This is a genomic window from Paenibacillus sp. XY044 (assembly GCF_002257645.1).
Lineage (GTDB): Bacteria > Bacillota > Bacilli > Paenibacillales > Paenibacillaceae > Paenibacillus_AQ.
The window spans coordinates 180,520-200,305 of the sequence record NZ_NQMO01000005.1; the positions used below are offsets into that span (position 1 = coordinate 180,520).

Sequence of the window (19,786 nt, forward strand, 5' to 3'; positions counted from 1 at the left end):
TCTAATCTAACCAGATGGGTCTGATTTATTTTTGCCGGGAGATGGATCAGGAAGCGTCCTCCCGGCGTTCCTGCACCCGGTGCGTCCTTTGGGGACGGTGGAACAAAAAGATCAGGAGCGGCAGCACGATGACAAACACCAAGGCCACGACCGTCCACTCCCGGTCGAACCGGAACACTTCGATCGAATTGGGGTAGATCCAGAACGCTGTGACCACGGCGAACAACCCGATGGGCGAGGTCATCATTTTTCCGGAAATCTGCGGGATCATCGTTTTTAATCCGTAACAAATGATGAACAAGCTGGTGGCGATATTCAGCAGAACCGCCGGAAACCAGAGGCCAACGAGCGGCATGTCGAACCGGTCGAGGAAATCCGTTATTTTAATCTGCCGGGACATTTCGTAAGACGGGTACATCAGGCTTTCGGCAATGGGTATGCCTACCAGCAGCGAAGTCATAATGACGATCAGCAGCAGCAGCCCTGTCGACAGGAGCAAAGCGTACATCCCGTCACGGATCCGGTAATCTTTGCTTGAGAAGATGAACGGGAGCGCCAAGATCTGGCCCAGGTAAGAAAAGACGACCCAGCTCCCTTTGCCGACGCCCGCCCAATCGACATAAAAGTAAGGCTTGATATAGTTGAAATCAAAATCCTTGGCAACGATAAACGGTATGATGAGGACCACCGTTGTCATCATCGGCCCATACAGGTCGGCAATGCCCATCACCGTCTGCACGCCTCCTCTGGCAATAAAAATCACCGTCGCCGTAATCGCAATAGAAATGATGAAGATCGGCGTGAGCGGCAGCAGGACGACATTGGTAAAGTCGGCAACCATACGGATATCTCTGGCCAGGATGATAAAGAAAAACATCAGGTACAGGAAGGTAATCACTCTTCCGAGCACTTTATGCCGGCCGTTCAGCGATTGAAACAGATCCTTCCCGGGGAACCGCTTTGCGCTTTTGGACAGCAGCAGAAGCATCAGCGCAACGACGAGTCCCGCCGGAAAAAAGGACAGGTAGGCGTGCTGCTTGGCATAATTGGCCAGCTCACTCGGTACGTGGATTAATGTGGTGTTCAAGATATAGGTGATTCCGAGCATCCTAAACTGCCGGTTCGTCACTTTATTCACAGCCCTGCCTCCTTTATAGCGATTTCATTCAAAAAGGAACGAATTTGTCGAGATAATTTCCCGCCAGTACCGATCCGTACACGACGTGGCCAAACTGCAGGCAGTAGGCCCATATTCCGAACCCGCCTGCGAGCAGAATATAGGCCAACCAGCGGTTAATCCCCGGAATGTCGCGCATGACCTTCCGATCGACCAGGATCACCAATATAGCGGCCAAGATATACAGCCCCAGAAGCTTAATCATTCCTGATTTCCTTTCTGCCGAAGGGCTTGCCGACGGCTCCGATATTCTCGATATGAAGCTCAGGTTTTACGATAACCCTGACCTCGGGATAGACTTTCTTCCAATTGCCCTTAAATCTCTGCCATGCCTTGGGGTCATTCTCGTAGATCGTCCTGCCGAATCCCAGAATATCCGAGTTGTATTTATGCTGCAGAGAACGCATGGCGAGCTGCACTTTATCGACAATCTCCTCGCTGGCCCGGCGCTCCAGGTCCCGGAGGCTATGCTCATCGCTGATAATGCTGTTCGAATCATTTTCGTACACGGCGCCCTTGGCGTAAATTTCGATGGTCATCGTGATATCGTTGCCGCGGACAACCGGTTTCAGCTTGGCCTCATTTTCGCTGAAGCGGATGGAAATATGCCCCTTCCCATGAGGTCCGTCGACGATAATGTCCGGGGAGGGGGCCTGATTCATGGCCAGGTTAATGATTTTGCCTTCCTGCCCCTCCAGGGCTCCCACGAACTTGTCCTCGTCAAACAGGGCCAGGCCCGTAACCTGGATATTATTTTTGGACGTGCCCACGCCCGGCGGGACCGCCTCTTGAATGGACAGGTACGGAAGAGCCACGTCCACGCCATCCGTCATGAGCATGTTGACCAGCTGTTTCAGCGAATCGGGCCTTTTCGTGAATTCGTTGATCATTTCCCGGATCATTTCGCTGGAGAACTGCTCCATCGGCGCTGCGGCGTCCAGAATTTTATAGGCCGATCCGCTTGTCACCGCCACCAGCGATGACAAGCGATTCTGCGGAATCCGGGCGAATTGGTCCAGCATCGGGGCAATACCGTCCCTGGCGAATTCCTCACCGACAAGCAATACGCGCCGGTGGGAGAAGGAAAGGTTCCGGGAGTTGCCTGCCTGGATTTCCATATTGGCACTGCGCAGCGTAATGCCCGTCTTGGATTCCAAATAGTAGGACTTTCCGCCGCTGGTGCCCCCGCCGCCGCCTTTGCTGCCCGCTCCGCCCAAATTCCCCGGCAGGGCGATCTGGAGGGCACTTCGGTACATCCCGTTTTCCTTGTCGACGGAAGATCCGATGACGAAGGCAACGTCGTTGATTTCTTTACGGTCCCAGCAGCCGGCCAGCGCCAGCGGGCTCAGGAGCAATAGACCGGCTACCGCCCATTTCTTGATCATGTCCATATCACCACACCTTGTTTGATTGCGGGGTACCATTGATCTCCTTCTTCTCGCGCACCCGGTCTTTCTTCGATGCCCAGGATGGGCGCCGCTTCATCTTCCACCATGGGGCGCGAACGAACACGTCCTTGTTATCCTGAACATGGAAAGGGCTGATGCCGGACATATACGGTACGCCAAAGGAGGTCAATTGGGTCACGTGGACCAGAATCCAGACCGTGCCCAGCACGATGCCGAACAATCCGAACACCCCGGCCAGAATCATCAGCGGAAACCGCAGCAGGCGGACCGTGATGGCCAGGTTGAAGCGCGGAATCGTAAAGGAGGCGATCCCCGTCATCGACACGATAATGACCATCGGGGCCGATACGATGCCGGCTTCGACCGCAGCCTGACCGATAACGAGTGCCCCCAGGATACTGACTGCCTGGCCGACGGTTTTCGGGAGCCTTACGCCAGCCTCGCGCAAGGCCTCAAAGGAAATCTCCATAATGAGGGCCTCGACGAGCGCAGGAAATGGAATTGCCTCCCGGGCAGCCGCGATGCTGAGCACCAGGGTCGAAGGCAGCATGTCCTGATGATAAGTCGTCGTTGCGATGTACAAGGCAGGCAGAAAGAGGGCGATAAACACGAATAAGTACCGGATCCACCGGATGAAGTTCGTGATGAAGAACCGCTCGTAGTAATCCTCGCTCGCCTGCATCAGCTGGAAAAAGGTCACCGGACCGATGAGAACGAACGGCGTACCGTCCGTGAATATGGCGAACCGTCCCTCCAGCAGCTGCGCCGCGGCGGTGTCGGGGCGTTCGGTGTACTGCAGCTGGGGAAACGGCGAATACGGATGGTCTTCGATCAATTCCTCGATATAGCCGGATTCCAGTACCCCGTCGATTTCAATGTCCTTGAGCCGGTTTTCGACGTCCCGGATCATCTTAGGATTCGCCAGTCCCTCGATATACGAAAGGACGATATCCGTTTTGGTCTCGGTCCCGAGGACCATGCTCTTCATCTTCAGCTTTGGGGACTTAATCTTGAAGCGCAGCAGCGCTGTATTGACGCGAAGCATCTCCGTAAATCCTTCGCGCGGCCCGCGGATGACCGCCTCGGTCTCCGGTTCGGATACGGTCCGCCGCAGTCCACCCTTCACATTGAACAGATGGGCTTCCGAATACCCGTCTACCAGGATGACAGCGCTGGAATTCATCAGTCCCTCGATGACGTCCCCCCACATGGTGGCGCTGTTGACTTGGGACAGGGATACGCGCGTATTTTCCAGCGGCTCCAGATCGGGGTCCTGTTCCTTGCCCTCATCCCCCTCGTTCTTCAGCCGGACCAACCCCTGGATGATGGGCTGGATCATATGGATCTGAAGTTCTTCGGAGAACACGATCCCTTCCACGTATACGAGCAGGCCCTTGACGCCCGGGGCAACCTCCATGCTCCGGTAGACCATGTCCGAGCAGTCATCGAAGATATCCTTCAGCATCTCTGTATTGACTTTCAGATCCTTCTGGATCGGCACCTTATCCAACGAAGGAGACGGCAGACCCAGTGCCCTGCCTGTTGGAAGGGCCATGCGCGGCTTATCCGGTGTTGCACCGCCTTTTTTCATCTCCACTTGTCACCTCGATTTCCGCTCCTTGCCATCAAGAAGGAATTTAACCGTAGGTTGTGCCAAATCTGGATAAATTATGTGAATCGATCCGTGAACAGCACAAAAAAACGCCACCCGTTGTATCCCCGGGTGGCGCCTGTCTATCATTCATTATTTGTTTTTAAATTGTGCTACTTGCTCGAGCAGCTGCTCAGCCAGCTTGTTCAATCCGGCCGCCGAAGAGGCAATCTCCTCAATGGAGGCCAGCTGTTCCTGGGCGGAAGCGGAGACGGCCTGCGTATTGCCGGCGGCTGCTTCCGAGTACCCCTGGATGAGCCGGATCGACTGCTCGACGCTTTCTCCGCTCTGCGCAAGCGAGCGCGACGCTTCGGCGGCCGAGGCGATGTCCGCGCTGGCTCCTTTGACGGCCTTGCGGATCCGCGTGAACGACCGTCCTGTCAAATCCACCGCTTCGATGCCCTCGGACACCCTCGTCTTCGCATCGTTCATGGCGGACAGAATCCGTGTCATCTCGCCCTTCATGCCGCTGACGAGCGCTTCGATCCGCTGGGCCGATTTCTCCGATTGCTCCGACAGCTTCCGCACCTCGATCGCGACAACCGCGAAGCCCCGTCCATGCTCTCCGGCCCTGGCCGCCTCGATCGAGGCGTTCAGAGCCAATAGGTGTGTCTGCTGGGCAATGCCCGTGATCAAATTGACAATTTCGCCGATCTGCGCTGTACGCTCGTTCATCATGTCCACGATACCATCGAGGTCGCTGACCGTCTCATGGATGCTCTGGATTTTGTCCGTGACGCTGATCACGGCGGCGTTGCCCTCTTCCGCCGACTGGGTCGTTCGCTGCATTGTCTGCATGACGTCCTCCATGTTCGCCCGAATCCGCTCGGACTCCTTGGACATGACCTCCATGCTCACCATGCTCTGCTCCACACTGCGAAGCTGCTGATCGCTTCCGGCGGCGACCTCCTGGATCGCTTCGGTTACATGCTCGATCGCTTTGGTCGTCTGATCGGCGCCTGCAGCCAGGCCTTTGGCAGACGCGTTCACGTGATCCGTGATCTCTTGAACGCTGACGATCATCGTCCGGAGATTGTCCACCATCGCCTGGAAATGACGGCTGAGATTGCCGATCTCATCTTTCTTCGTCGTATCCAAATCTTCGCGCAAATCCCCCTTGCTGATACGTTCGGTCGCCGAAGTGAGCGCGGAGATCGGCTTAATGATCGAGCGGATATTGAACAGGATGATGGCCAACGCGGCCAAGATGGATATCGAAATGACTAGGATCACCGTGTTCCGGATGCCGCTGACGGCACCCGCCACCTCTTTGTCGTACATCGTTCCGGCTATTTTCCACCCGGTGAGCTCGTTCGTCGTGAAGGACGCCCGCTTCTTCTCGTTTTCGTATGTATAGCTGAATGTTCCTTCTTGGCCGGCAAACAGATGCTTGGTCACCACTTCTTCCACCGGTTCTCCCGTCTTGTTCGGATGCACCACATAGTTCTTTGCCGTATCGACGATCACGATGTATCCGTCCTTGCCCAGCTTCATCTGGGTCAGGCTGCGAATCGTATCCAGGTTGAGCTCGATCGACATGACACCTTTGCCCGAAGGAAGCATCTGGGCGATGGAGGCGGACATTTGGCCGTTGGCCGCTTTAAACACCGGCGAGATGGTCGCGCCCTTCCCCTGCTTGATCGCCCGGATATACCAGTCCTGCTTGCGGACGTCGTACCGTTCCGGCAGCGGGTCCTCGGAGGCCCGGACGAAATCGCCGCTATCCGTGCCGAGCAATATATCCTTGACCTCCTTGTGCAGAGTAAGATACTGCCTCAGCTGCGCCTTGAGCTCTCCTCCCTTGCCTGTGGGATCGCTTTCAGCACTGGCGACATAAGGCTGCTGGATCAAATAGGCGAGATCATCCACCTTGGCCTGGATGTTCTGCGTGATGATCCGGTCAGCCGATTGGCTGCTCTCCAGGGCGCTGTTCATCAGCGTCCCCTCCATTTTCCCCTTGGCCGATTGGTAAGACAGCATTCCGATCATGACGCTGGGAATGATCAACACGACGAGATAGGATACCAGCATTTTTCGTTTAATGGACAGCGACATTCGTTTCACTAGCAGTTTCCTTTCTACTGGGTATTCTGTATCTCCCGACCTCACATCTGTTACTGTAGTCATGGTCTATATGAGCATTTTCTCATAGATTTATCTCGCTCATCCCCATAACATTTCTACATATATCCATTTTCTTTAAAAATTTTGAACTTATCAATAGGTACTAAGAACTAGTGATATTTTCTTTATCATTGAATATCCGATAAAGTTCAGGGCATATCCTCCAACGGACTGCGGCCTTTTTGAACAAAAAAAACAGCCTGGTACTTTGCACCCAGACTGCTTGCCAACTTGCTGCTGTTTATTGACTCCCGGTAAATAAAGCTGCTTCCTGCCTCTAAAAACAGACTAACGTTTCAAAGCGTTCGTAATCCGTTCCTGCAGTGCCACAAGCTCTTCCCGTACACGGGCGATCTCCTGGATTTTCACGTCCAGCAGGCCGATCTGCTTGGTGACCGCCTCTCCCATCTGCTCCAGCTCAGCCGTGCGCTGGGCATCGTCGGACGAGGACGAAAATTTGCTGCGGTGCAGCTCCACCTGTTCATGAATCTGCAGATACTCCTGAATTTCCTGCAGGGAGAAGCCGAGCACATTGCGGGCCAAAACGATATTTTTCAAATGCTGTACGTCTTCTTCCGTATATAAACGCATGCCTCCGTCCGAGCGCTCGGGCGATTTGATGAGGCCGATTTCCTCATAGTAGCGGATCGTCCGCTTGGTCAGGCCGGTTTCCTTCGCTACGTCATCAATTTTAAGCCAGTCCACTTCCGTTCCTCCCATTCAAGGTTCTACCCCAAGTATATCGTTCTCCCTGGCGGAATGCCAATGCGGAGGGTTCGGCCGGCCTACAACCTGTCCTTCGGTTTTTCTCCGATCAAACCAAGCAGAAACATTTGGGAATAAGCAAAACCGCCATGAATCTTCTGCACAATCGCGGGAACGCTCAAATCATGTTCCAAGTACATCGAGAGAATGCGGTGCATGAATTGTTTTTGATCCGTTAGTGAGAACTCCTGCAGCTGCTTGACGAAGTCCTTATCGATCTGCTCCCTCCCTCCAAGCTCCTGCTGCAGCCGATAACCTGCCACATACAAAACGGCAGCCGTTTCCTCATCGGTTTTGCGATGCTCGGCAACATAATCGGCAATCCAGTCTCTGACCAGGGTGGAAGTATCCTTATGATTATCCTTCGCCGCCTGCTGAAAGCTCTCTTTCAGCTCTTTCGGGAGTCGGATATGCAAACTTGAATCCATGGGTCGGTTCCTCCAATTTTATTCTCATATACGAATCATTTTTACACGTTGTGAACACAATGTCAACACACATAACAAAAACAAGGCAGCCAATCCTTAGATTGACTGCCTTGTGCAGCTATACCGAATTTAAGCCTGCTGCGCTTTGCGCTGTTCCAGCTCCCCAATGATTTCGGCGTATTTTCGATCCGTCAAATTATAGAAGAAGATCAGGACCATCGCGCCCAGCGTCAGAATGGCCGGAGCCAGCGTGAGCGAAAAAGCGATGCCGTGCAGCGCGGTAACCGTCTGGGTCTGGTTAGCCACATATCCGGTCAGCGTGAGCAGTATACCGGAGAGCGAGCCGGCAAGCGCCGTCGCAACCTTCTGGGCAAAACTGAAGGAAGCGTAGCTGATGCCTTCGGCCCGGACCCCGGTTTTCCATTCGCCGTAGTCTACGGAGTCCGCCGCCATCGTCCAGCCGACAACCCATGGCACGGTCAGGGTCAAACCGATCAATGCAGAGAAGATAAAGATCAGCGTAACGCTGCTGTAGCTCGTAAAGTACAGACATATGCTGCCGACGATCGTGATCAGAAAGGCAAGCTGAAGCGTATTTTTCTTGCCGATTCTCTTTTCCACAAAAGGAACGCAGGCCATGCCGATCATACCCATCAGAAGGACCACCGGGATGTAATACGTCGCCAGATCCTCCCGGCCTACATTATATTTGAAATAATACGCCGGAATGGCGAAGAAAATCGTATTGGCTCCGCCGCTCAGCATCATGGCAAAGGACGAAAGCAGCAGCGGTCTGTTTTTCATCAGCGTTTTTAATCCGCCCTTGGTGCTGACTTCCTTCTGGATCGGAATCCGCTCCTGCGTGCTCTTGAAGCAGCCCAGCAGCAGCACGATCGCTACGATGGCGTACAGCCCCACCGTGTATTGATAGCCTTTGGCGGTGTTGTCGCCGCCGAACCAGCTGGCCAGCGGGCTTGTGGCATACGATACGATGAGCGTCGCGACGTTGGCGAAGATCATGCGGTATGTCATCAGCTTCGTGCGGTCTCTCTGATCCTGTGTAATGACAGGCGACATGGCCGAATAAGGAATGTTGACCAGGGAATACAGAAATCCGAGCAAAATATAAGTCACGTACGCATAGACCAGTTTACCGGTGTTCCCCATATCCGGCGTCGAGAAGCATAATACGAACATGACCGACAGCGGAATGCTGCCGAACAACAAATAAGGTCTGAAGCGTCCCCATCTTGAATTCGTTTTATCGACGATCATCCCGATGACCGGGTCAAAAATGGCATCCAAGAACCGGGCGACCAGAAACAGCGACGCGACGGCCGCCGGGCTGATGCCGTAAACGTCCGTGTAAAAGAACATCAGGTATACCGACGTCATGCCCCACACGAAGTTGTTGGCCGCGTCGCCAAGCCCGTATCCCATCATTCTGAATGAGCTGAGCTTGCCGTATACTGATGCCGCTGAAGTTTTAGCTCCCATGTCATTGCCCCACTTTCAAAAATTCTTCATTCAGGATGTTTAGGTGAGCTCCTGATATATTCAATTATAGGAAAAGCTTGATATCGCTTTCATCGCGTTTTTTGCTCAGAACCTTCACGTTTTTTGTTGAACCGGTCCGGCTGCATCCGGGTCCCGGCGGTGATTTGGGGAATCATCATGTCCGAAAAGCGCAAAAAAGGTACAGCCGTTCCAAAGAACAGCTGTACCTTATAGAGTGAACGTTATGGGCTGTGCTTAAACCTTCGCCTGGTGAACCGAAGCAAGCAGCTCGTCGACCATCGATTCAGGCGAGCGCTGGGCCAGCATTTCCTGCCCGTACAGCTGGATCAGCTTGATGAGCGGAAAGTCGCCGAGGAACTCAAGCGACTGCTCGCTTAGCGAAATCGGGTCGGAGATTTGCCCGTTCATCTGCTCGATGAACCGCTCCAGCACTTCCCGGGACCGGGACTCCGCCATCCAGTCGCAAATGAGGCTGTACCGGTGCAGACGACTGACCCGTTCTGCCTCAAAGGCCATGCCCACCCGTGCAGCCGCGCGCATATCCGCGGAGGAGCTGCCGGCCATGAGCGTAAACCAGCCGCTTTCCGCCACCCATTGCCCCAGCTTGGGATCATAATAAGAGAAGTCCCTTGGGCTTAGGGTGAAGACGGCGGTCTTCGTCTCCCCGGGCAGCAGATATACCTTGCAGAAGCCTTTCAGTTCCTTGACCGGCCGGATCAGGCGGCTCTCTTCGTCCTGAATGTAGAGCTGGACGACTTCCTGACCCGTGCGGTCCCCCGCGTTACGGATATCCACCTCCACCGTAGTCACCCCGCCGGCTGTGCGGCAGCGCAGACTGCCGTACTCAAACGTCGTGTAGGACAAGCCGTGCCCGAACGGGAACAGCGGCTCGAGTTGCTTTTTATCGTAATAGCGGTAGCCGGTAAAAATCCCTTCGCTGTACACCGCCTGCTGGTTTCCGTCGCCGAACGTAAGGTAGGACGGCGTGTCCGACAGCTTCACGGGGAACGTCTCGGACAGCTTGCCCGATGGGTTCGCCCGTCCGAACAAGATGTCCGCCACCGCCCTGCCGCTGCCCTGCCCGGACAGCCACATTTCCAGCACGGCCGGCACGCTGCCGATCCACTCCTGCATCGCCACCGCCGTGCCGTTGCACAGAACGACGATGCAGTTCGGCTGAACCGCGGCGACTTTCTGGATCAGCTTCACCTGGGCCGGCGGCAGGTCGATCGTCTTGCTGTCGTATCCTTCGGATTCCGTGCCTTCAGGCTGGCCGACGAAAAGGACCGCCGCGTCCGCCGCGCGGGCTATCCGCACGCTCTGCTCGATCAGGATATCGTCCGGCTCGTTGTCATTGCGGTATCCTTCCGCATACTCCAGCTTGTCTTCGCCACCGAGAATCGCGGCGATTTCTTCGTACGGGATGTCCAGGCGGGTCGGCGTCACCCGTGCGCTACCGCCGCCCTGGTAGCGCGGCTTCTTCGCCTTCTGGCCGATCATGGCCAGCCGGGGGATTTGCCCTTCCGCAAGTGGAAGAATGCCGTTCTCGTTCTTCAAGAGAACGATGCTCTCTGCTGCGGCCCGGCGCGCCAGCTCATGGTGCGCGTCAACGTCCCAAGGCTGCCGCGCATCCTTGCCGCCGGCTGCGGCGGTGACCTTGGCGATCAGCTCCAGCATGCGGCGCACGGACGCATCCAGCACGCTCTCGTCCAATTCGCCGCTCTGCACGGCAGAGGCAAGCTTGACGGCGTTATATTTCGCCGGTCCCGGCATTTCCAGATCAAGCCCGGCCCGAAGGCTCTTCAGGCGGTCATGGACGGCCGTCCAGTCCGACATGACGACCCCGTCATAGCCCCATTCCCCGCGCAGCACCTGCCGCAGCAGAAAATCATGTTCGCTGGTATAGGTACCGTTCAGCAGGTTGTACGAGCTCATCACCGTCCATGGATTCGCTTTCTTGACGATGATTTCAAATGCGGTCAAATAAATTTCCCGCAGGGTGCGTTCATCCACGACGGAATTCGAAACCATCTTCTCGGTCTCCTGGTTGTTGCCGGCAAAATGCTTGACCGATGCGCCGACGCCCATGCGCTGCAAGCCGTTCACCATGGCGGCGCCCAGCTCCCCGGTCAGCACCGGATCCTCGGAATAGTACTCAAAGTTCCTTCCGCCAAGCGGAGAACGCTTCATATTTACGCCAGGTCCAAGCAGGATCTGCGTATCCAGAGCCAGACTTTCCCGGCCGAGGGCTTCGCCCACTTCCTCAATGAGCTCCGTGTTCCAGGTAGATCCCAGCGCCACACCGGTCGGAAAACAGGTCGCCGGCATATTTTCCGAAAACAATCCCATTTCCTGCGTGCTTCCGGGCTTACGGATGCCGTTGGTACCGTCAAACATCGTAATGGACGGAATGCCTGCCCGTCCAATCTCTTGGGTCTTCCACATATCGGCTCCCGCAACGAGCGCCGCCTTCTCCTCCAGGGTCAGCGATTTCAGCAGCTTATCTATGGATGTATTCATGACGACTCATTCCTTTAATCATGTATTGTACATAGATTGAACTAAAGTTTTGCATGGAACTTCCTGTTATATAACGGTCCAATAGGGCCTATAACCTCCATTTCTTTAGTTCATTCTATGTAGACGTTTGCAGAATCAACAAATGACTGCTTGTTTTCATTCTAACCCTGAAGCAAAAGCCCGTTCTTGTTCTCTTTTGCCCAAATGCACCCCTTTTTTTGCGGTCATCCCCCGGCTGCTGCAGGCAAATCGCAAACAGCCCCGAATTTCCGTCCGGCAAAAGAACGGGAAATTGCGGAGCTGTGTTCAATACTGTTTATGAAGCGTGATCAGCTGCACTCCGTGCGGTGGCACGGTGACCCGAACGACATGAGAGGAAGCGCCCCGGATTTGGGAGACCTTCAGGTCGGGTCCGCTTTGGCGGAGCAGATAGGCGACCTCTTCCTTACTGGGAAAGTCCGGCGCTCCCATCGCCTGCCATGCGTCAAACACCGATCCGTGCTCCCGGTCCAGGGTGTAGTGCGATACCTTGTAATCCCCCATCAACCCGCGAATGTCGAGGCTGACGTCCAGCGCCTCCTTGCTTTCAAAAACGTCGTACCGGTTTTGCTCGCTGATGCCCGACCATTCTCCTTTGGCGTACAAGCTGTCCACATGTGTATAGTTGTACAGCAGCACCTGGATGTGTCCGTTCTCCTCGGTCGCTATATAATACGGACCCCTGGCCAAGATCCGGCGGCCAAGCTTGTTCAGCAGAGCAAAGGCGTAATAGGAGGGCTTCTTGAGCCCGTGCATGCTGATCAGCCCGAATCCGCCGTGAAACGGGCTGTCGCCCGCCCGCATCTCCTCAAAAATATCGGTGAACGTCCAAAACCCGAGCGACTGCAGCAGACCGATGGAATCCACCGCGTTTTTGATAATAAACGGCGCCATGAACATCGTGTCATGCAGCAGATTGTGCGGATACAAGGAAAAGTTCCATTCCGTCAAATGCAGCTCCAATCCCTCCGCCGGAGAATCGGCGATCCGTTCGCGGACCTTGTGGATCGTATCCACAAAAAATCCCGGCGGCTGTGTATGGGATAGACCGCCGGAGTGCTCGTCCCCGGGCCAATATTCCGAATAGCTGTGGAAGGAAAAGAAATCGATATGCACCCGGTGCTCGTGGCAGTACTGCAGGAAGGTCTGGATCCAGTCCGTCTCCCACACGGTAATATAATTCAGCGCCGGCCCGCCCACCCGGAGATCCGGGGAGACCGACTTGATCGCCAGCGCGGTGGCGGCGTAAAATTCGAAATATTCCTCTTTCGTCCCCGACCAGCAGATTTCGACGGCATCCGGCTCGTTCCACACTTCAAAATACCACTGCCGCACCTCTTCCATGCCGTAGCGGTTGACCAGATGCCGGACAAACTGGCGGATGAGCTCTGACCACTTGGCCATATCCTTCGGCGGCGATATGTTCCCTTTCCACCAAAAGAGGGTCTCGTCCGAACGCTTCAGCTTGCCGGGCATAAACCCGAGCTCGACGAAGGGACGTATCCCTTGAGCCAGTAAAAAATCATACAGCTCATCGGCATAGCTCCAATTGTACTGTGGGGTCCCGTCCTCCGATTCGTCGTAAATCATCATCTCGTCATTGAAAATGCCGTGGAACCGGATATATTGAAACGGCTGCTCCGCCTGGATTTCCGCCAGCTGCTTCCGCCAGTCCTCGCGCAGCCCTTCGGCGGCTCTGCCGGCCGTCAGCAGCCGGCTCCAGTGAGGCTCGTACCCTTCTCCGGGAGCGGACGCATCCAGAACCAGACTCTCCTGAACGGACCGGGCGGGAGCGGGCAGAACGGACTGCGGCAGGGCTTCAGCCTGAGGCAGATGCCGGTACAGCCCCTCCAGCACCTTCACCGTATCGACCTTGATATAAGAGCCGCTATCGCTCGTATCTCTCGTAAAAGGGAGATGCTTGTCATCCGTTCCCCCGCTCTGCCGCTCATGCTTCTGCCGGTACTCGGAAGGCGTTACGCCCATTTTTTCCTTAAAGCTCTTGTTGAACAGCTTCACATTGGCGAACCCGCAATCCGCGGCGATATCGATAATGTTGCTCGTGGTCTCCCTCAGCATCGTCTCAGCCTTTTCCAAACGGATGAGGGTCAGATATTTCTGAAAGGAGATGCCGATCTTGCTCTTGAAAAAGTGGGAGAAATAATAGAAGCTCAGATGCTCCTGTTCCGCCATCTGATTCAGATTGATTTTGTACATATAGTTCTCGTCCACGTATTGAATGATCCGGCGAAGGCGCTCGAGATCCACGTCGCTCGCATTCGCGCTGTCGTCCAGCGGCTCGGAGGAAGCGAAATATCGAACCAGCTGGCCCAGCAGCAGATGCAGATGCCCCATGACCTTGTCACCGTAGCCGTCTTCCCGCTTGTTCAGCTCCCACATCATTTGGGCAAGACCGGAGCGGATGGGGGCAAAGCGGGCATCGCCCGCGCCCCGGGCGTTCAATGAGCTGCAGTCGATTCGGGTTTTGGCCTGCTGCAGCTGAGCCTGGACCGTTCCGGGATCGACCTGCAGGGTAAGCAGGACGTTGGCCTCGCCGGTCTTATCGATTTTGTGCACGTCCATGCTGTTGATGACCAGCAGGTCCTCTTCCCGCAGGATCAAACGCTCCTGGGCGACATGGATTTCCACCGAGCCTTTGAGGACATAGATCAGCTCCAGCTCTTTATGCCAATGAAACGGGATATGATCAATGCTGTTGATAAACAGCGTAAAAGGCATATGCTCTTGGTGTTCGATAAACTCGTATCTGTGTTTCAATCCGAAATCCTCCACTTGGCTTTCTTGCCGCAACAGATTTAACGTAGAACTACTTTACAAGCTGCCCCGCCCGATGTAAAGCCGCACGCCACCGGGAGGGCCTCCGGCGTATCTAGAGCATTCCCGATATCCGGTTGGCATAGACGAGCGATACACCCCGGTCTGAAGAAAAAAAGACCGCCCCCCAGCGCGGTATCGGGATACCCGCTGCAGGACGGCTTTCGTCATGCATCATTCGATCATTATGAGTTCAAAATTTGCTCGATCCGCTCCAGCACATCCGCCGAAAGCTCGATGCCCGAGGCCTGCACGTTCTCGGTAACCTGCTCTGGACGGCTTGCACCCACCAGGGCGCTCGCCACATTCGGCTGCCGCAGAATCCAGGCTAGAGCCAGCTGGCCTACCTTGATGTCCAGCTCGGCGGCGACCTTCTCCAACTGGCGCACTTTGGCGATCTTCTCCTCGCTGATGCGGTCATCCTTCCAGCCGAGCTTCGCGGCACGGCTGCCTTCCGGAGCCTGGCCGGGTGCCGTATATTTGCCTGTCAGCAAGCCCTGCGCAAGCGGCGAGTAGACGACCTGGCCGATGCCCTTCGCCTCGCCGAGTGGAATAACCTCCTGCTCGATCTGCCGCTGGAACATGTTGTACACCGGCTGATTCACGACGATGCGGTCCAGCAGATAGCGGTCAGCCGTGCCGAGTGCGGCCTCCATCTGCGCCGCGGTCCACATGCTGACACCGACGTACAGCACCTTGCCCTGGCGAACCAGATCATCCAGCGCCCGCAGCGTTTCGTCGATCGGCGTTTCGTCATGATACCGGTGACAGTAATACAGATCCACATAGTCGTGGCCCAAGCGCTTCAGGCTGGCGTCGCACTGCTCCATAATGTGTTTCCGCGACAGTCCCTGATCGTTCGGTCCGTCCCCCATTTTTCCGAACACTTTGGTTGCCAGCACATACGACTCCCGCGGGTACGCCTTCAGCGTCTGTCCCAGCAGTTCCTCGGCCGCCCCCCGTTCGTACACGTTGGCCGTATCAAAGAAATTCACGCCTTCATCATAAGCCGTCCGGATCGCCTGAACCGCATTTTCGCGCTCCACGTATCCGCCGTAAGTCAGCCAGCTGCCCAGGCTGATTTCACTCACTTTCAATCCGCTTCTTCCCAGTCTCCGGTATTTCATCGTTGCTTTAACGCCTCCTTTTGATATAGGGGTTCCCGCAAATGACTACCCTAACGTTGGGGCATTTCGCCCCGTTTGCAGGACGATTTAGGCTATCCCTCTATTGTAAACAACCCCTTTGGAGAAGAAAAGCCGCATCCCCGGCGAGCTCCGTTTCTTTTTGGCGAAAAGTGGTAATAAATGAAATGAAAATACTTAGGAGGCTACGATGCTATGCAACCATCTGAACCGATATCCAATGAGCTGCCGCAGTACCCCGAATCTTTATGGAGAGCGACAACGGACCTCCCTTCCTTTCCGCGTCTGGCGGAAGACATTAAGGTGGACGTTGCGATCGTAGGCGCGGGGATTGCGGGCATTACGACCGGGTACCTGCTTGCCCGGGAAGGGCTGAAGGTCGCCCTGATCGAAGCGGGGAAAGTACTGAACGGCACAACCGCGCATACGACTGCCAAAATCACGACCCAGCACGGCATGCTGTACGATGAGCTGTTTAACCATTTCGGACAGGAACGGGCATCCATGTATTATCAGGCCAACCGGGATGCGCTGCAATTCATCCGGGATACGGCGTCCAAGCTGAATATCGACTGCGGTCTTCATGAGGAAGACGCCTATGTATATATGGAGAAGGATAAGGATCTCAATAAGCTGGAGAAGGAATTCGAAGCTTATGAAAAGCTGGGCATCCCCGGCGAATGGGTGAACAAGCTGCCGATTCCGCAGTTCGCGTCGGGTGCCATCAAGCTGCCGGGACAAGCCCGGTTCCATCCGCTGCATTATTTGCGGCGTCTGCTGGAGGAGTTCGTGAAGGCTGGCGGACAAGTATATGAGAATACTACGGTCCATAAGGTGGACAAGGAAGGGCCGTTAACGGTCGTCACCTACCGCGGAAGCCACAAGATTCAATGCAGCCATGTCGTCGCCGCTACCCACTTCCCGTTCCTGGACGAAGGCGGCTTCTATTTCGCGCGGCTGCATGCGGACCGCTCGTACGCGCTGGCCATGAAACCGGAAACGGCGTTCGCCGGCGGTATGTACATCAGCGCCGACAAACCGACGCGCTCGCTGCGGGCCGCCTCCTGGAACGGCGAAGAGGTGGTCATCGTCGGTGGCGAAGGGCATAAAACCGGGCAGCATATGTGCACCTTCTCCTACTATGAGGCGCTCGAAGCCTATGGGGGCAAACTGCTGGGCAGCAAAGGCATTCCTTTCCGCTGGTCCACCCAGGATCTGGTCACCATCGACAAAGTGCCGTACATCGGACAAATTACGTCCAAGGACGAAGGGATCTACGTGGCAACCGGCTTCAACAAATGGGGCATGACCAGCGGTACCCTCGCCGGGCGGATGTTATCGGATCAAATCATCGGCAGGGACAATCCGTACAGCGAGCTGTACACGCCGTCCCGTTTCCTGGCCGACCCGTCAATCATAAACCTGGTGAAGGAAAATGCGGATGTGGCCGGAGAGCTGATTTCCGGCAAAGTCGGCCTCGTCCACAGCCGGATCGAAGACCTGAATCCTGACGAAGGCGCCGTGGTCCGCCATAACGGTAAAAAAGCCGGTGCTTATAAAGACCCGGAGGGCAATCTTCATCTGGTGGATAACACGTGTACGCATATGGGCTGCGAGACCGAGTGGAACGCGGCGGAGCGAACCTGGGACTGCCCTTGCCACGGTTCGCGGTTTTCCTATGACGGGGTCGTGTTTGAGGGACCGGCCATCAAGCCGCTTGAGAAACTGGATGCACACGAGTAGACTGAATTAAGGAACGATATCACAATCGGAGGCGATTCCTTATGATAGTCATCACCAACACGATTTTGATCAAGGAAGGGCACGGACAGGCCGTGTCCGAGCGTTTTGCGAATGCCAAGGGCGTGCAGGACATGCCGGGCTTTGTCCGTATGGAGGTTTGGCTGGGCAAGAGCAAGGAGACGGACGCCGAGGAACTGAAGGTGTCCACCGTCTGGGAGGACGAGGCGTCGTTTAAGAACTGGACGCAGAGCGAGTCCTTCCGCGCGTCCCACCGCGGTGCAGGAGGCAGCAAGGACGTCCTTCTCGGCTCTACGCTGAACCAGTACGAGCTCGTCGTCAGCCCCCTGAATGCGGCCGAATAATCGGCAGGTGTAGCGGACGGTTGCCGTCCGTTCAACCAAAAAAGGATAGGTTCGAGATCCGTGGGATCTGCCGAACCTATCCTTTATTATTTTTAAAATGCAGCTGAACCGCCTCTTCCCCGCGGCCAACCGCCTCCTGCGATGGGTCCCTGTAAAAGCACGCCTATGGGCGTCTGCTCCTGCTGGCCCAGCGGCCCGGGCGTTTAGGCAATGCCCGCCTCGGCTCCCGCTTCCTCGACCTGAAGCCGGTATGCATACAGCGATTCGTCAATAATGGCACTCATCATCGGCAAATCCGCTTCGGGGATCAGTTCGAGCGCGTGGTTCCATGCGTTCTCTTCAATCTGCAGCGCCACACGAAGCCTATGTTCCTCGGCCAGACTCATGTCTTCCAGTGCTTCAGAGAGCGCAAGCAGCTCCGGATCTGCAGCATGGCCCAGCTCATGGGCCAGAACAATCGTAAAATACTCCTCCACCCGGTCCAATGATCCGAACATCTGCATGCATTGTTCCTCGATCACACCGGTATACATCGTGATCCGCTTGGAAACCATTCCGTACTTGCCGCCGATCAGGCGTCCGTCCCGGGAACGTGATTCCAGGCTGACCTGAACGCCCAGTCCCGACCGTTCGACCAGCTCACGGATGATATCGTTCAAAAGTATGGTGTTCAACGCTCTATCTTTATCCCCTTTATATGTCAAATCCCTTAATAAATCATTATACGACGCAGCAGACGGAAAGCAACAAGCAATCAAGCATTTTCTTTGATGTTTCAGGTAAAGGATCAGCTATGGTGAAAAGGGCATCCGGCACGTTCCTTCGGTGCAGCTGCCGCCTCTCTCTTCAAGAAATTGGGCGTCTTGACCGTATTGTCATACGAACGGTGAAAAATATGGGTCGTCGCCGGTGATAACGGCGGGATCAGCCAGGTCCAGTTCCCCGTGACTTCTCTGCCGCTTCTGACTTCCCGCTCTTCAAACAGCCGGAATTGGGAAGCCGCCGTATGATGATCCACCATACTGACCCCCGCCTGTTTGTAGGAATGCAGCACGGCGACGTTCATCTCGACGAGCGCACGGTCCCGCCACAGCGAGGTTTCACTCGCCGTGGACAAGCCCATCAGCTCCGCCACCCGCGGCAGCATGTCATACCGCTGTTCATCGGCGAAGTTTCGGGCACCGACCTCGGTCACCATGTACCATCCGTTAAACGGAGCGGCCGTATACCGGATGCCCCCGATCACGAGATCCATATCGGAAATGATCGGCACCGCGTACCAGCGCAGGCCCAGATCCGCGAGGGCGGGAATGTCCGGATGCGTGATCGGCACTTCCATGACCCGCTCCTGCGGGATGGGAAACAGCTCAGGCCCGCCGCCCTCCCCGCCCTGAATGACGAGGGGAAGGACGTCGAAGGGCGTCCCTTCTCCCGTCCAGCCCATCTTCATGCACAGCTTCGTAAAGGAGACGGACGCGGGGTCGCCGGTTACCGTCCCGTTGTTTTCGTACCCCGCATAGCGAATCAGCTGGTGGTTCAAAATGCGGATATCCCTCCGTCCCGGTACCGACGGCCTGAATACCGTGATGGTCGGCACGATTTTGCCGCCGCCCGTGCCGCGTTCAATATGGCGGAGCAGCGCCTCCGCAATGTCATCCGGCCGCTCCAGGCCCCGCTCATCGATCACCTGCATCGAGTCCCAGAACAGGCGGCCGATGCAGCGGTTGCTGTTGCGCCAAGCCATTTTTGCCCCATGAACCAGTTCCTCGTACGTATGCTCATATGTTCCGGTCGCTTCAATGCTGGCCCGGATCTCCGCAAACCTCCGGACAGTCTCGGCCTCCGTCTTGCCAAGCTCCTTATAACACAACCATATATATTGTTCCGCATCTTTCTGCAGAATGTCATACACCTTCATGCCGCGTTCACCTCGTCGTTCGTAAGAAAGGTCTGTCTCCCTTTATTATAAGCCAGATGCAGAAGCCACAGCCGCGGAAGGCTTGAGCAAATGGTGAATCTTGCGGCGGATAAGGCGGTTAGGGGATTTAGGGAGTTTGGCGAGTTTGGGGA

The 19,786-nt window shown here is 55.7% G+C and carries 15 protein-coding genes; 2 read left to right on the forward strand and 13 right to left on the reverse strand.

Translation table 11 applies throughout. The features are described from left to right. Positions 1–46 precede the first annotated feature (46 nt). From CJP46_RS20720 to CJP46_RS20770, 11 genes are all read right to left on the reverse strand, one after another. Positions 47–1,138: a GerAB/ArcD/ProY family transporter gene (locus CJP46_RS20720; RefSeq protein WP_094597536.1), complete on the reverse strand. Its 1,092-nt coding sequence runs from the start codon at positions 1,136–1,138 to the stop codon at positions 47–49. A 28-nt stretch (positions 1,139–1,166) separates the two neighbouring features. Next, the gene (locus CJP46_RS20725) at positions 1,167–1,382 is read right to left on the reverse strand and encodes a hypothetical protein (protein ID WP_094597537.1); all 216 of its coding nucleotides are present in this window, start codon (positions 1,380–1,382) and stop codon (positions 1,167–1,169) included. Next, positions 1,375–2,562 (reverse strand): Ger(x)C family spore germination protein, encoded by a 1,188-nt coding sequence (locus tag CJP46_RS20730; RefSeq protein ID WP_179281251.1) that lies wholly within the window; start codon positions 2,560–2,562, stop codon positions 1,375–1,377. The genes CJP46_RS20725 and CJP46_RS20730 overlap by 8 nt, the downstream gene beginning before the upstream one ends. A gap of 7 nt (positions 2,563–2,569) precedes the next feature. After that, the gene (locus CJP46_RS20735; protein WP_256992466.1) at positions 2,570–4,141 is read right to left on the reverse strand and encodes a spore germination protein; all 1,572 of its coding nucleotides are present in this window, start codon (positions 4,139–4,141) and stop codon (positions 2,570–2,572) included. 189 nt (positions 4,142–4,330) lie between these two features. Continuing rightward, the gene (locus tag CJP46_RS20740) at positions 4,331–6,292 is read right to left on the reverse strand and encodes a methyl-accepting chemotaxis protein (protein ID WP_256992467.1); all 1,962 of its coding nucleotides are present in this window, start codon (positions 6,290–6,292) and stop codon (positions 4,331–4,333) included. Between the two features lie 357 nt (positions 6,293–6,649). Beyond that, entirely contained in the window at positions 6,650–7,066 is a 417-nt protein-coding gene (locus tag CJP46_RS20745) for a MerR family transcriptional regulator (RefSeq protein ID WP_094597853.1), read from the reverse strand. Positions 7,067–7,146: 80 nt separating this feature from the next. Further along, a complete protein-coding gene (locus CJP46_RS20750) occupies positions 7,147–7,554 on the reverse strand; it encodes a ribbon-helix-helix protein, CopG family (RefSeq protein ID WP_094597541.1) in 408 nt (135 codons plus the stop codon). Between the two features lie 129 nt (positions 7,555–7,683). Next, positions 7,684–9,051, reverse strand: coding sequence for a glycoside-pentoside-hexuronide (GPH):cation symporter (locus CJP46_RS20755; protein WP_094597542.1), 1,368 nt, complete (start codon positions 9,049–9,051; stop codon positions 7,684–7,686). Between the two features lie 255 nt (positions 9,052–9,306). Continuing rightward, positions 9,307–11,592: a beta-glucosidase family protein gene (locus CJP46_RS20760; protein WP_094597543.1), complete on the reverse strand. Its 2,286-nt coding sequence runs from the start codon at positions 11,590–11,592 to the stop codon at positions 9,307–9,309. A gap of 306 nt (positions 11,593–11,898) precedes the next feature. Then, on the reverse strand, positions 11,899–14,409 hold the full coding sequence (locus CJP46_RS20765) for a GH39 family glycosyl hydrolase (protein ID WP_094597544.1): 2,511 nt from the start codon (positions 14,407–14,409) through the stop codon (positions 11,899–11,901). A gap of 242 nt (positions 14,410–14,651) precedes the next feature. Then, positions 14,652–15,593, reverse strand: a complete 942-nt coding sequence (locus CJP46_RS20770) for an aldo/keto reductase family protein (RefSeq protein ID WP_094597545.1) — start codon at positions 15,591–15,593, stop codon at positions 14,652–14,654. A 213-nt stretch (positions 15,594–15,806) separates the two neighbouring features. On the opposite strand from CJP46_RS20770, the gene CJP46_RS20775 reads away from it, so the two are divergent. Continuing rightward, complete coding sequence (locus tag CJP46_RS20775; protein ID WP_094597546.1) at positions 15,807–17,354, forward strand: FAD-dependent oxidoreductase; 1,548 nt, start codon at positions 15,807–15,809, stop codon at positions 17,352–17,354. A gap of 41 nt (positions 17,355–17,395) precedes the next feature. Next, the gene (locus CJP46_RS20780; RefSeq protein WP_094597547.1) at positions 17,396–17,716 is read left to right on the forward strand and encodes an antibiotic biosynthesis monooxygenase; all 321 of its coding nucleotides are present in this window, start codon (positions 17,396–17,398) and stop codon (positions 17,714–17,716) included. 203 nt (positions 17,717–17,919) lie between these two features. Here the strand turns inward: CJP46_RS20780 and CJP46_RS20785 are convergent, their stop codons facing one another. Continuing rightward, a complete protein-coding gene (locus CJP46_RS20785) occupies positions 17,920–18,390 on the reverse strand; it encodes a periplasmic substrate-binding domain-containing protein (RefSeq protein WP_094597548.1) in 471 nt (156 codons plus the stop codon). Positions 18,391–18,503: 113 nt separating this feature from the next. Further along, positions 18,504–19,634: a nitric oxide synthase oxygenase gene (locus tag CJP46_RS20790; protein WP_094597549.1), complete on the reverse strand. Its 1,131-nt coding sequence runs from the start codon at positions 19,632–19,634 to the stop codon at positions 18,504–18,506. Positions 19,635–19,786 lie beyond the last annotated feature (152 nt).

Excerpts from the sequence above, each read along its gene's own strand:
- CJP46_RS20790 (WP_094597549.1), bottom strand. The coding sequence starts at position 19,634 with ATGAAGGTGTATGACATTCTGCAGAAAGATGCGGAACAATATATATGG.
- CJP46_RS20730 (WP_179281251.1), bottom strand. The coding sequence starts at position 2,562 with ATGATCAAGAAATGGGCGGTAGCCGGTCTATTGCTCCTGAGCCCGCTG.
- CJP46_RS20775 (WP_094597546.1), top strand. The coding sequence starts at position 15,807 with ATGCAACCATCTGAACCGATATCCAATGAGCTGCCGCAGTACCCCGAA.
- CJP46_RS20750 (WP_094597541.1), bottom strand. The coding sequence starts at position 7,554 with ATGGATTCAAGTTTGCATATCCGACTCCCGAAAGAGCTGAAAGAGAGC.
- CJP46_RS20740 (WP_256992467.1), bottom strand. The coding sequence starts at position 6,292 with ATGTCGCTGTCCATTAAACGAAAAATGCTGGTATCCTATCTCGTCGTG.
- CJP46_RS20780 (WP_094597547.1), top strand. The coding sequence starts at position 17,396 with ATGATAGTCATCACCAACACGATTTTGATCAAGGAAGGGCACGGACAG.
- CJP46_RS20760 (WP_094597543.1), bottom strand. The coding sequence starts at position 11,592 with ATGAATACATCCATAGATAAGCTGCTGAAATCGCTGACCCTGGAGGAG.
- CJP46_RS20725 (WP_094597537.1), bottom strand. The coding sequence starts at position 1,382 with ATGATTAAGCTTCTGGGGCTGTATATCTTGGCCGCTATATTGGTGATC.
- CJP46_RS20770 (WP_094597545.1), bottom strand. The coding sequence starts at position 15,593 with ATGAAATACCGGAGACTGGGAAGAAGCGGATTGAAAGTGAGTGAAATC.
- CJP46_RS20735 (WP_256992466.1), bottom strand. The coding sequence starts at position 4,141 with ATGGCCCTTCCAACAGGCAGGGCACTGGGTCTGCCGTCTCCTTCGTTG.
- CJP46_RS20755 (WP_094597542.1), bottom strand. The coding sequence starts at position 9,051 with ATGGGAGCTAAAACTTCAGCGGCATCAGTATACGGCAAGCTCAGCTCA.